Annotated in this window: 9 protein-coding genes; 6 read left to right on the top strand and 3 right to left on the bottom strand. The window is 32.3% G+C overall.

Features of this window, described 5'->3' with window-relative positions:
* The first annotated feature begins 63 nt into the window (after window positions 1-63).
* The 4 genes from GFJ94_RS05935 (at window position 64) to GFJ94_RS05950 (ending at window position 6,797) form a co-directional block, all read left to right on the top strand.
* On the top strand, window positions 64-2,361 hold the full coding sequence (locus GFJ94_RS05935; protein ID WP_153200652.1) for a glycoside hydrolase family 20 protein: 2,298 nt from the start codon (window positions 64-66) through the stop codon (window positions 2,359-2,361).
* On the top strand, window positions 2,361-3,362 hold the full coding sequence (locus GFJ94_RS05940) for an isoaspartyl peptidase/L-asparaginase (RefSeq protein ID WP_153200653.1): 1,002 nt from the start codon (window positions 2,361-2,363) through the stop codon (window positions 3,360-3,362). Before GFJ94_RS05935 ends, GFJ94_RS05940 begins: the two co-directional genes overlap by 1 nt.
* Before the next feature lie 143 nt (window positions 3,363-3,505).
* A complete protein-coding gene (locus tag GFJ94_RS05945; RefSeq protein ID WP_153200654.1) occupies window positions 3,506-4,183 on the top strand; it encodes a copper homeostasis protein CutC in 678 nt (225 codons plus the stop codon).
* 139 nt (window positions 4,184-4,322) lie between these two features.
* Window positions 4,323-6,797 carry a glycoside hydrolase family 2 protein gene (locus GFJ94_RS05950; RefSeq protein ID WP_238989443.1) on the top strand — a complete coding sequence of 825 codons (2,475 nt, stop codon included), beginning with the start codon at window positions 4,323-4,325 and terminating at the stop codon, window positions 6,795-6,797.
* 43 nt (window positions 6,798-6,840) lie between these two features.
* On the opposite strand, the gene GFJ94_RS05955 is transcribed toward GFJ94_RS05950, so the two are convergent.
* From GFJ94_RS05955 to GFJ94_RS05965, 3 genes are read right to left on the bottom strand one after another with little or no spacing between them, the layout of a single operon-like run.
* Window positions 6,841-7,431: a carboxymuconolactone decarboxylase family protein gene (locus tag GFJ94_RS05955; RefSeq protein ID WP_153200655.1), complete on the bottom strand. Its 591-nt coding sequence runs from the start codon at window positions 7,429-7,431 to the stop codon at window positions 6,841-6,843.
* A gap of 6 nt (window positions 7,432-7,437) precedes the next feature.
* Window positions 7,438-8,052 carry a deoxynucleoside kinase gene (locus GFJ94_RS05960; protein WP_153200656.1) on the bottom strand — a complete coding sequence of 205 codons (615 nt, stop codon included), beginning with the start codon at window positions 8,050-8,052 and terminating at the stop codon, window positions 7,438-7,440.
* On the bottom strand, window positions 8,052-8,849 hold the full coding sequence (locus tag GFJ94_RS05965) for a hypothetical protein (protein WP_153200657.1): 798 nt from the start codon (window positions 8,847-8,849) through the stop codon (window positions 8,052-8,054). Before GFJ94_RS05965 ends, GFJ94_RS05960 begins: the two co-directional genes overlap by 1 nt.
* 123 nt (window positions 8,850-8,972) lie before the next feature.
* On the opposite strand from GFJ94_RS05965, the gene GFJ94_RS05970 reads away from it, so the two are divergent.
* A complete protein-coding gene (locus GFJ94_RS05970; protein ID WP_153200658.1) occupies window positions 8,973-9,881 on the top strand; it encodes a GLPGLI family protein in 909 nt (302 codons plus the stop codon).
* Window positions 9,882-9,897: 16 nt separating this feature from the next.
* The gene (locus GFJ94_RS05975) at window positions 9,898-12,666 is read left to right on the top strand and encodes a carboxypeptidase-like regulatory domain-containing protein (RefSeq protein ID WP_162523802.1); all 2,769 of its coding nucleotides are present in this window, start codon (window positions 9,898-9,900) and stop codon (window positions 12,664-12,666) included.
* Window positions 12,667-12,692 lie beyond the last annotated feature (26 nt).

Below are 12,692 nucleotides of genomic sequence, written 5' to 3' on the forward strand. Positions count from 1 at the left end.
ATGAAAACCGCACAGCAATGTGCGGTTTTTTTATTTAATTTTAGCCAAACAAACACAACTCCAATGAAATATAAAATACTGACTTTGTTGTTGCTCTTTTCTGTAATTTGCGTTGCACAACAAACTCTTAATATAATTCCGAAACCGAATTCAGTAGAAATCAAAAATGGACATTTTGTTTTAAATAAAGAAACGGTCATTTTGGCTGATGAAAATTCTTTTGAAGCAAAATTTCTTCAAAAAGAGATTAAAAATAGAACTGGGTTACAGTTAAAAATTTCTTTAAACTCAAATTCAATAAGCAAAATTGGATTTTATTATTTACTATTGCCAGGAGTTATTATTAAAACGGATTCATTAGGTAATCGTTCAACTAATAGAAATAAAGGACAATATTTTCTTAGAGTAGAAAAAAATGATATAACAATTGCTCAAGCTGATAATGTTGGTGATTTTTATGGAATCCAAACCTTATTACAATTAATTCCATTTGAAAAAAAGAGTGAAATTAAAATTCCATATTTATCTATTTCTGACCAACCAAAATTCCAATGGCGCGGTATGCACTTAGATGTTTCTCGTCATTTCTTTCCTAAGGAATTTATCAAAAAATACATTGATTATTTAGCAATGTATAAAATGAATACCTTTCATTGGCATTTAACCGATGATCAAGGTTGGCGCATCGAAATCAAAAAATATCCAAAATTAACCGAAGTCGGCGCATGGCGAAATGGTTCCATGGTTGGACATTACACCGATCAAACTTTCGACAATATTCGCTATGGCGGATTTTACACGCAAGAAGAAATCAAAGAAATTGTAGCTTACGCAAAAGAGCGACACATCACCATTGTTCCCGAAATCGAAATGCCAGGTCATGCTTTAGCAGCCTTAGCTTCTTATCCTGAATTTTCATGTACAGGTGGACCTTTTGAAGTGGGAAAAACTTGGGGTGTTTTAGAAGATGTTTTTTGCCCGAAAGACGAAACGTTTACTTTTTTAGAAAATATTTTGACAGAAGTTATATCGTTATTTCCTTCTGAATATATTCACATTGGTGGTGATGAATCTCCAAAAGTCCGTTGGAAAAGTTGTCCGCATTGTCAAAAAAGAATCAAAGAGGAACATCTAAAAGACGAACACGAATTACAAAGTTATTTCATTCAAAGAATCGAAAAATTTGTCAACAGTAAAGGTCGAAAAATCATCGGTTGGGATGAAATTTTAGAAGGTGGATTAGCACCAAATGCAGCTGTAATGAGTTGGCGCGGCACCGAAGGCGGAATTGCAGCAGCCAAACAAAAACATTTTGTAGTCATGTCACCAGGTTCACATTGTTATTTTGATCATTATCAAGGCGAACCTAAAAACGAACCGATCGCTTTTGGAGGTTATACAAACGTGGAAAAAGTGTATTCTTTCAATCCAATTCCAAAAGAACTTTCTGCAGAAGAATCGAACTATATTTTAGGTGCACAAGCCAATCTTTGGACAGAATATATCAATACACCAGAACATGTTGAATATATGCTTTTCCCAAGAATAGCAGCGCTTTCAGAAGTCGTTTGGGGAACATCAAATCCGAAAGAATACAAAGAATTCGAAAAAAGATTGATTTCACATTTTGAAATCTATGATAAAAAAGGAATCAATTACAGCAAAGCCATTTTTGAAGTAACTTCTAAAGTACAACCTGCTGAAAACGGAGTGGCTTTCGAATTAAAATCAGCAAATCCAAACGGAATCAAATACACAACTGACGGTTCGGAACCAAATTCAAATTCGTTTTCGTATGAAAAACCAATTCTAGTTACAAAGAACCAAACTATAAAAGCGGCTTATTTTGAAAACGGTAAAGCTAAAAGTGCCACCATCGAGCAACCGTTTTTCATCACAAAATCAACTGGAAAAAAGATTGAATTTGTACATCAACCACATGAAAACTATGGCATCGGTGGAAGTTTTACTTTGGTAGATGGAATGAAAGGAAACACTTCTAAATTCGGAAGAGATTGGTTAGGCTTCTGGGGAAAAGATATGAACGCTACCATCGATTTAGGTAAAACAGAAATGATTTCAAAAATCAGTATCAATACTCTTTCATCCAAAGGAAGTTGGATTTATTATCCCAAAAGCATCGGAATTTCAGTTTCAAAAGATGGTGAAAACTACTATGCTATTACGATTGTTTCATCCAAAGAAATTAAAGAAAGCAAAGGAAAAATTGTGATTGAATTTGACAAACAAAATGTTCAATTTATAAAAGTCATCGCAGAAAACAATGGAATCATAGCAGATGGAAAACCGGGAGCTGGTTCTAACAGTTGGTTATTTGTAGACGAAATAGGTGTAGAATAATGACAAACAGAAGAAATTTTTTAAAAACAACAGCATTGGCAACTGCTGGCGTAGCGTTTCAGGCTTTCAATGGAAAATCTGAGGAAACTGAAATGGATATCAATTCAGGAAAAACTAACAAACCTATCGTGCTTTCTACATGGAATTTCGGTTTGCAAGCTAACGAAGCCGCTTGGGAAGTACTTAAAAATAAAGGTCGCGCTTTAGATGCTGTTGAAGCAGGAGTAAAAATTCCAGAAGGCGATGTAAATGAAAGAAGTGTGGGTTACGGCGGTCGTCCAGATAGAGATGGTCGCGTAACCTTAGATGCTTGTATCATGGACGAATTTTCGAATATAGGTTCGGTGGCTTGTTTGGAACACATCAAACATCCCATTTCCGTAGCAAGAATGGTGATGGAAAAAACGCCTCATGTAATGTTGGTTGGTGAAGGAGCATTGCAGTTTGCCATTGCACAAGGATTCAAAAAAGAGAATTTATTAGTTGAAGCTTCCGAAAAAGAATGGAAAGAATGGCTAAAAACCAGCGAATATTTACCAAAAGCAAATATAGAAAACCACGACACCATTGGAATGATTGCGTTAGATGCGCATGGCAATTTATCGGGTGCGTGTACTACAAGCGGTATGGCGTTCAAAATGCATGGAAGAGTAGGCGATTCTCCAATTATCGGTGCAGGTTTGTATGTGGATAACGAAATTGGTGCCGCAACCGCAACAGGTCATGGAGAAGAAGTCATCCGAATTACAGGTTGTCATTTGGTGGTAGAATTGATGCGTCAAGGGAAATCGCCACAAAAGGCTTGTGAAGAAGCCGTGATGCGAATTGTAAAACTGACTCAAAACCGAGGAAAAAATCTAAAAGACATTCAAGTTGGATTCATCGCTTTGAATAAAAAAGGTGAATATGGTTCGTATTGCGTGCAAGGTGGTTTCAATTATGCCGTTCACGACGCAACAGGAAATAAATTAATAGATGCGAATTATTATTTAAAAACTTAGTTTTATTAACCACATAGAAACATAGATAGAAAAGTTTTACAGAGTCCATTTATGGATTCACAAAGTATATGTTTCCTATGTTAGTGAAACGACTTATTACATTCCAAAAGAAACTATGTTTCTATGTGGTTAAAAACATATTTATGAATTTAAAAAGAATCGAAATAGCTTGTTTTAACATTGAATCTGCTCTAATAGCACAAAAGGCTGGAGCTAATAGAGTAGAATTGTGCGCAGACATGTCAGTTGGTGGAACAACACCTTCTATTGAAATCATTCAACAAGCTCGCGAACATTTGAATATCGATTTATATGTAATGATTCGTCCAAGAGGAGGAAGTTTCGTTTACTCGGATGTTGAATTTGAACAAATGAAATTGGAAATCGAAACCATCAAAAAACTTGGGGTTAACGGATTTGTTTTTGGGATTTTGAAGAATGATAAAACGATAAATATCGAACAAAATAAAGTCTTAGTGGAATTATCAAAACCATTTTCTTGTACGTTTCATCGTGCTTTTGATGAAGTTTCAGATTATAAACAAGTTTTAGAAGATGTTATTTCTTGTGGATTTTCAACCATTCTAACTTCTGGAACTTTTCCAAATGTCATAGAAGGAAAAGAAGTTTTGAAACAATTGGTCAATCAAGCCAATAATCGCATCGAAATCATGCCTGGTGGTGGATTACGTTCGACTAATATTTCAGAATTAAATGAAACGGTAAAAGCCAATTGGTATCATTCATCTGCAATTACCGATGGAAGTGAAATTGCAAATCCAGAGGAAATAATACAACTAAAGAATAAACTCCAATCTTAAATGAACTTATATCATTAAAAAATTAAATTCAAAAATCGTTTATTAAAAGAGATTCCTAACGGAATGACAAGTTTGTGTAAAAAAACTTTTATGAACTTCTTTAATTTGAAGCTTTCACTTTCCAACTTATATGACTTATATGTTTAAAAAAATATCATTACTTCTAATTTTCTTATGCTGTTCCATTTCGGCACAAACTTCCTACCGCAATTTGTCAACCGAAAACTGGATATTCAACAAGCAAAACGAAGTAAAAAAACACAAAGCAACTATCCCCGGAACCGTTCACACCGATTTGTTTCAAAATCAATTAATTCCTGATCCTTTTTTTGGTACCAATGAAAAGCAATTGCAATGGATTGAAAATGAAAATTGGGAATACGAAACATATTTTACTTTATCAAAATCTGAATTAAAAAATCAAAACATCGATTTAGAATTTGAAGGTTTGGATACCTACGCTACTGTTTATTTAAACGGGAACGTTATTTTAGAGGCTAATAATATGTTCCGAAAATGGACCATTTCTGCTAAATCACGTCTGAAAATTGGAGCCAATCATTTAAAAGTTGTTTTTCATTCCGCAGTTCAAAAAGGGAAAGAAGCAGCAGCAAAATTATCTTATACATTACCAGAAAAAGAACGTGTTTTTGTTAGAAAAGCGCAATATCAATTCGGTTGGGATTGGGGACCACGATTTGTAACGGCAGGAATTTGGAAAAAAGTCCAATTGAAATTTTGGAATTCGGCTAAAATCGAAAACATAAAATTCAGCCAAGTTGAATTGAATGACAAAAAAGCAATCTTAGAATTCACAACCGAAATTTACGTTTCCAAAGTCAAAACAATTCAGTTAAAAATCAATGAAAAAATCGAAACGTTCAATCTTAAAAAAGGAAAGAATACAATCAAAATGCAATATGAAATTACGAATCCAAAATTGTGGTGGTGTAATGGTTTAGGTGATGCGAATTTATATCCTTTTACTGTCGAAATCAGTCAGAAAAAGCAGTTTTTGGATTCAAAAAAACTAAATATTGGCTTGCGAACTATCGAATTAATTCAGGAAAAAGACCAATCTGGAAAAAGTTTTTACTTTAAGTTAAATGGAAAATCGGTTTTCATGAAAGGTGCTAATGTGGTTCCGCCCGATAGTTTTTTACCACGAGTTTCGGATTCTACTTATTTTTCTTTAGTGGAAAATGCCAAAAAAGCGAACATGAATATGCTTCGTGTTTGGGGCGGAGGCGTTTATTTTGATGATGCGTTTTATGAAGCTTGCGATGCCAGCGGAATTTTAGTTTGGCAAGATTTTATGTTTGCGTGTTCGATGTATCCGGGCAATGAAAAATTTGTTGAAAATGTAAAACAAGAAGTAATTGATAACGTAAATCGTTTACAAAATCATCCAAGTATTGCGATTTGGTGTGGTAATAACGAAAATGACGAAGGTTGGCACAATTGGGGTTGGCAAAAACAATTCAACTATTCCAAAGCCGATTCGACTCAAATTTGGAACGACTACAAAAAAGTATTTCATGAAATGATTCCGCAGACTTTAGACAGTTTACTTTCGAAAGAAAAGAACATTTATTGGTCATCTTCGCCATCGATTGGTTGGGGAAGAAAGGAAAGTTTACTGCAAGGCGATTCGCACTATTGGGGTGTTTGGTGGGGAAAAGAACCGTTTGAAATTTATGAGAAAAAAGTAGGCAGATTTATGAGCGAATATGGTTTTCAAGGCATGCCAAATTTAGAAACGTTGAGAAAAGTAATGCGTAAAGAAGATTTGAATTTTACTTCCGAAGCCTTCAAAAATCATCAAAAACATCCAACAGGCTACGAAACCATAAACGAATATATGGAGCGCGATTATATAGTGCCAAAAGATATTGAAGATTATGTTTATGTTTCCCAATTATTGCAAGCTCGTGGAATGAAAACCGCCATTGAAGCCCATCGAAGAGCCAAATCATATTGTATGGGAACGTTATATTGGCAATTCAATGATTGTTGGCAAGTTACGTCTTGGAGTTCGTTGGATTATTACGGAAATTGGAAAGCCTTTCATTATCAGGCGAAGCGAAGTTTTGAGAACCTGCTTTTGTCAGCCGAGATAACGGATAGTGGAATTTATAAGTTTTTTGTTATTAATGATGGGATTCAAAATTATGCAGGTAAATTAAAAGCTGAAATTAGAAATTTTAAGGGGCAACTTTTATGGCAAAGAAGTTCGTATTGTAAATCAGATGCTAGTTCAAATGTGTCAGCTCTATTATTGCCTTTTCCTTCTTTAAAGGAATTTGATACGCAAAATTCTTATTTAAAAATGGAATTTATTTCAAATGAAAATCATTGGGAATCTAATTTCTTTTTCGAAAAACCTAAAGATTTGAAATTATCAAAACCAAATATTCAAATTAAATATATTGACGAGGTTACGATTGAAATTTCTTCAGATGTTTTAGCGAAGGATGTTTTTTTGTCTTCGGAAAACGATACTTTTTTTGAAGATAATTATTTTGATTTATTGCCAAATGAAAAGCGAATTATCATATTGTCGAAACCAGTGCAAAACATAAAAGTGAAATCGTTGTTTGATACTTTAGAATAAAAATAATCCTCAAATGAATTTCAGTTGAGGATTATTTTTGTTTTTATTGGTGTTTTCCGATTTCCCATCCAGTTTTACCTAAATATTTTTCTGCGCTTTCAATTGCTCCATCTTCTACAACAGTTCCCATTGAATCATTCCAACGGTTAAGATATCCAAATAATGAAATTACGCCAAGCATTTCTACTATATCGCCTTCTGTCCAATACTTATAAAGTTCTGTTTTAATGACTTCATCAACAGCATTAGGAATAACAGATGCAGCCAAAGCAAAATTTAAAGCAGCTCTTTCAGCATCTGAAAATGAAGAATGTGTTTTAAATTCCCAAATATTATCTAATTTTTCTTGTTCTGCACCATATCGTTCCGCTGCTCTAATAGTGTGTGCTTGACAATATCTACACCCAGCAGCGTTACTTGTTACCCAACCAATCATTCTTTTTAATGCAGAAGTTACATTTCCGTTGTTTTCCATTACTGCCATATTCAATTGAATAAAGGCTTTAGAAATGGCAGGACGATGTTGCATCGTTAAAACAGAATTTGGACAAAAGCCTAAGGTTTCATTAAAAAACTCAGCTAATTTTTTTGTTTCTTCATCATGATTAGACGGAAGTGGATTTACTAGTGGCATAGGTTTTTAAAATAATCCGTTAATTTCTGCATCAATTTTATTGATAATGGTTCCTAAATCTTCTGGATTGTTTACAAAATCAAAATTATCTACATCAATAATTACTAATTTTCCTTTGTTGTATGTTTGAATCCAAGCTTCGTACCTTTCATTCAATCGACTTAAGTAATCAATAGAAATTGAGTTTTCGTAATCTCTTCCTCTTTTGTGAATTTGACTTACTAAATTAGGAATTGAACTTCTTAAATAAATCAATAAGTCTGGCGAACCTACTAAACTTTCCATCAATTCGAAAAGAGAAGTGTAATTGTTGTAATCTCTATTTGACATCAATCCCATTGCATGAAGATTGGGTGCGAAAATATATGCATCTTCATAAATGGTTCGGTCCTGAATAATGTTTTTACCACTTTCACGGATTTGTAACACTTGGCGGAAACGACTATTCAAGAAGTAAATTTGAAGGTTAAAACTCCAACGTTCCATTTGGTGATAAAAATCATCTAAATACGGATTATCTACAACATCTTCAAAGTGCGGTTCCCATTTAAAATGTTTCGCCAATAACTTAGTAAGTGTTGTTTTTCCTGCTCCGATGTTTCCTGCGACTGCTATGTGCATTATGGTAAAATTATTTTATAATTAGTGATTTCATTTTGGGTAAAAATAGCTAAAATTCCATCTCTAAAGAAAAATTTTGAAATGATTTTTTCATCAATTGCTATTTTACTGCTACTCTTAGAAGTTATGTCGTAATAATATATTTTGTTCTCTAATTGATAAATACTATTGTTGTTTTTTGTCAATTGAAATGCATCAGATTTCGGTTGGATTCCTAAATTTTCAATCGTGCCATAAATTGAAATCCGATTTAAATTCAAATTAACATCGGTCCAATAAAAATGAGTATAATCGGATTCGTAAAATGAAATTGGATTTTCAAGCATAGTTGAAATCCATTTAAAAGTGTCAGTGTTTATATTGTACAATCCAATTTTAGATGAAATACTATCGTAAATCCAAATTTGATTTTGAGAAGACAAAGCAACAGCTTCAAGTGAAACGGGAGTTGGTTTTAAATTGAAATCGATTTTCTTGATTTCGTTTAATTGATTGTCTAAAAGCACTACCGTGTTGAAATTTTTATAAAAAACGACAATCTGTAGTGGGTTTTGAAAGTCAACTCTAGTAATTTTTCCTAAACCTAAATTATTGTATTGATAGGTTATTGTTTCGCTATTTTTAGTTAAAATATTGTTTTTAATACTGTAATTATTCTGTTGATTATCAAAACCTAAAAAAACATCACATTCTATTTTTATACTATTTTGTTTTGTGAAAGCAATTACTCCTTGACCTTTCAATGAAAAGCAGAACAAATTTAAAATTAATATAAAAAGTGTTTTTTTTACCAGCATTGTTAAACTATTTCTGAAAATAAGGGTCTAATATACTACTTTAACACAAAAATAGCAGTTAAATTGTGTAACAAAATGCACTATTTGTAGTCTATATATATATAGCTAAAACATCTGAAAAGAATGAAAAAAATTATTATTGCTTCGATTTTTATGATTTCTGGGTTACTAAATGCTCAGAATTTCCAAGGAATGGCGGTTTACGAATCTAAAACCAGTACAGCCGATTTTATGAAAGGAATGGCTGGAAACAGAGAGATCACTCCCGAAATGCAAAAACAAATAGAAGAGCGTATGAAAAAAATGTTTGAGAAAACGTTTATTTTAAATTTCGATAAAACGGCTTCTATTTACAAAGAAGAGGAAAAATTAGATGCACCAGGACAACAAGGCGGTGGAAGAATGATGATGTCTATGATGGGCGGCGGTGGAATTCATTATAAAAATGCAAAAGACAAACAATTTATTGTAGATAAAGAGTTTTTTGGGAAAGAGTTTTTGATTAAAGATTCGTTACCTAAATACGATTGGAAATTAGAAGGCGAATCAAAACAAATTGGTAATTATACTTGTTTTAAAGCAACAGCTGTTGTAAAAGTTAGCGAGTCTGATTTTAGAAATTTTAGATTCAGAAATAGAAACAACGAAAAAGAAGGAGATAAAAAAGCTGAAACGGTAAAAGATACTACAAAAGCTAAAAAAACAAATTTTACAGATGATTGGGAAATGCCAAAAGAAAATACGATTACCGCTTGGTATTGTCCTGAAATTCCTGTGAATCAAGGACCAGAAAATTATTGGGGTTTACCTGGTTTAATCTTAGAAGTTAACGATGGTAAAACAGTACTTTTATGTTCTAAAATAGTTTTAAATTCTAAAGAAAAAGTTGAAATAAAACCAGCTTCAAAAGGGAAAGTAGTAACTCAAAAAGAATACGACGAAACCGTGAAAAAGAAAATGGAAGAAATGCGTGAAATGAATTCAGGTCCAGGCGGTCAACGAGGTGGATTTAGAATGGGTGGCGGACGTTAATTTTCAAAAAAATCACATGAAAAAAATATTTTTTATCCTTATAATGGCACTTACTACAAGTGCCTTTTCTCAAAATATACGTTTTGAAGGAACTGTTAAAGATACTACAGGAATAGGTTTGGAAATGGCTAATATTATGGCGATTAACCAACAAACAAAAGCCATGGATGCTTATGCTATTACAAACGAAACTGGAAAATTTATCTTAAATTTAAAAGCGAGCACAGCTTATACACTTAAAGTAAGTTATATTGGTTTTCAAACGTTTGAAAAATCGGTTACAACTGGAACAACTACAATGAATTATCCAGTGGTTTTAAAAGAAGGAACTCAGTTAAACGAGGTGGAAATCGTACATGAAATGCCAGTGAGTGTTTCGGGCGATACCATTATTTATAATTCAGATTCGTTCACTAATGGCACAGAACGAAAGTTGGAAGATGTATTGAAAAAGCTTCCAGGAGTTGAAGTAAATAAAGATGGTGAAATTGAGGTAGAAGGTAAGAAGGTTCAAAAAGTAATGGTGGAAGGAAAAGATTTCTTTGATGGTGACACGAAGTTAGCTACCAAAAATATTCCAGCGGACGCTTTAGATAAAATTCAAGTTTTACGTAATTATAACGAGGTTTCTAATTTAAAAGGATTAGAAAATAATGAAGAAAGTATAGCTATTAATATCAAACTTAAAGAAGGGAAAAAGAATTTTTGGTTCGGAGATATGATGGCAGGAATTGGTGTTGGAATGGAAGATACCCGATTTATTGTAAATCCGAAGTTGTTTTTCTATAGTCCGAAATACAGTTTAAATGTAATTGCTAATGTGAATAATATTGGTGAATTACCATTAACAGCTCAAGATTATTTCAAGTTTACGGGTGGTTTCAAAAACATGATGCGTAAAGGTGGTTCTTCTTTTAATGTAGCTTCTAATGACTTGGGAATTATGGGACTTCGTAACAATCAAGCAGCTAATATTGAATCTACTTTTGGAGCGGCTAACTTTAGTTTTAATCCTTCAAAAGCATGGACTTTGAGTGGTTTTGGAATTTTATTAGGAAATAAAACCGAAATTGAAACTACAACTATTTCAAATCGTACAGATAATTTACCAGATGGTTCTTCTCAAACCATAACAGAAAACCGAGAAGAATTTACCCGTCAAGACAGCAAACAATTATTATTTAAATTAAGCTCGAGTTATGTGCCATCAGCAAAAGCACATTTCGATTACGATGCGTTAATTAAACTTTCAGATCAAAAAGAAAATACAAGTCTGTTTTCTGACAGGCTTTCTGATATTTATACAGGAAAAGATCAAAATCCATTTTCAATCAATCAAAATCTAAATTATTATTACACTTTAAATGAAAAACATGTATTTGCTTTTGAAATGCAACACTTGTATCAAAAAGAAGATCCGTTTTATAATGCTAATTTAAGTGTATTGCCATTTGGAGCTTTATTGCCTTCATATATAACAGAAGGAAATCCATTAGATCCAATTGATCAGGCAAATATTAGAGACGATGTTTCTCAAAAAAGATTTGTGCAAACGAATAAACTTGATTCAAAGTTTGATTATTATTATATGTTGACTCCAAAAAGTAATATCAATTTAACTTTAGGTAATACCTATTCGTATCAAAATTTTGATTCTTCTATATTCCAAATTTTGGAAAATAGAACGCAAAATAATTTAACGGATAGCTCAGAAATTAATGATGTGAATTATGCTTTTAACGATGTGTTTTTAGGTGTTCATTATAAATTCATGTTAGGAAAATTTACATTTAATCCTGGTTTTAGTGTGCATCAATACAATATGAATGATGAGCAACTTGGAACATCAAACAAGCAATCATTCACTAGATTTTTGCCTGATGTTTACGCTTTGTGGCAAATTAAAAAATCGGAAACATTAACTTATAATTATTCGTTAACCAACAATTTTACCGATATTAATAAGTTGGCACAAGGTTATGTGTTTTCAAATTACAACAGTTTATTTAGCGGAAATAGATTTTTACAAAATTCAACATCTCAAGTACATTCATTGCGTTATTTTAAATACAACATGTTTAATTTTGAGAATATTTTTGCTAATATTACTTATACCAGACAATTAGAAGCTATTAAAAACAGAGCGTTATTGTTTGATGTAAATCAAGTTTCGTCATCAGTTAATATCAATTCTTCTTTTCCAGAAGAAACTTTTTCTGCTATTGGTAATTATGGTCGTTCCTTTGCAAAATATTACAAAGCAAATTTAAGAGTAGGAGCAAATTGGTCTAAATTTAACAACATTCTTGTTTTTCCAGATACTGATACTAATCCAGATAACAATCCTTCTGAAATTCAAACAACTGAATCAATTGCTCAAAATTATAGCTTAAGTTTTTCAACGAATTATAAAACATTACCTAATTTAACTTTAGGATATAATTTTACAATTAACGATAACTTTTCAGATGTGATTTATGTAGACAGTCCTACTTTAACATTAGAATATTATTTCTTAGATGCATTTTCTTTCGTTTCGGAATATTCTTATTTTCACAACAGAAATAAAGCCAAAACAATTGATAGTGAATATGATTTTTTAACAGCAAGTTTAATGTATCAAAAGAAAAATAGCAAATGGGAATGGAAACTTTCAGGAACCAATTTATTAGATACTAAATCGTTAGATACCAATAGTTTTAGTCAATTAGGAGGAACGAGTAGTTTTTCAAGCTATAGAGTGCAGCCAAGGTTTGTAATTCTGAGTTTAAAATATAACTTATAAAGACTTGATTTGTAACAAAAAAGCCT

This window comes from Flavobacterium sp. LMO8 (assembly GCF_009495755.1).
In the GTDB taxonomy this organism is placed as follows: domain Bacteria; phylum Bacteroidota; class Bacteroidia; order Flavobacteriales; family Flavobacteriaceae; genus Flavobacterium.

Coding starts and splice junctions, on each gene's coding strand:
- GFJ94_RS05965 (WP_153200657.1), bottom strand. CDS start 8,849: ATGCTGGTAAAAAAAACACTTTTTATATTAATTTTAAATTTGTTCTGC.
- GFJ94_RS05935 (WP_153200652.1), top strand. CDS start 64: ATGAAATATAAAATACTGACTTTGTTGTTGCTCTTTTCTGTAATTTGC.
- GFJ94_RS05960 (WP_153200656.1), bottom strand. CDS start 8,052: ATGCACATAGCAGTCGCAGGAAACATCGGAGCAGGAAAAACAACACTT.
- GFJ94_RS05975 (WP_162523802.1), top strand. CDS start 9,898: ATGAAAAAAATATTTTTTATCCTTATAATGGCACTTACTACAAGTGCC.
- GFJ94_RS05950 (WP_238989443.1), top strand. CDS start 4,323: ATGTTTAAAAAAATATCATTACTTCTAATTTTCTTATGCTGTTCCATT.
- GFJ94_RS05970 (WP_153200658.1), top strand. CDS start 8,973: ATGAAAAAAATTATTATTGCTTCGATTTTTATGATTTCTGGGTTACTA.
- GFJ94_RS05940 (WP_153200653.1), top strand. CDS start 2,361: ATGACAAACAGAAGAAATTTTTTAAAAACAACAGCATTGGCAACTGCT.
- GFJ94_RS05955 (WP_153200655.1), bottom strand. CDS start 7,431: ATGCCACTAGTAAATCCACTTCCGTCTAATCATGATGAAGAAACAAAA.
- GFJ94_RS05945 (WP_153200654.1), top strand. CDS start 3,506: ATGAATTTAAAAAGAATCGAAATAGCTTGTTTTAACATTGAATCTGCT.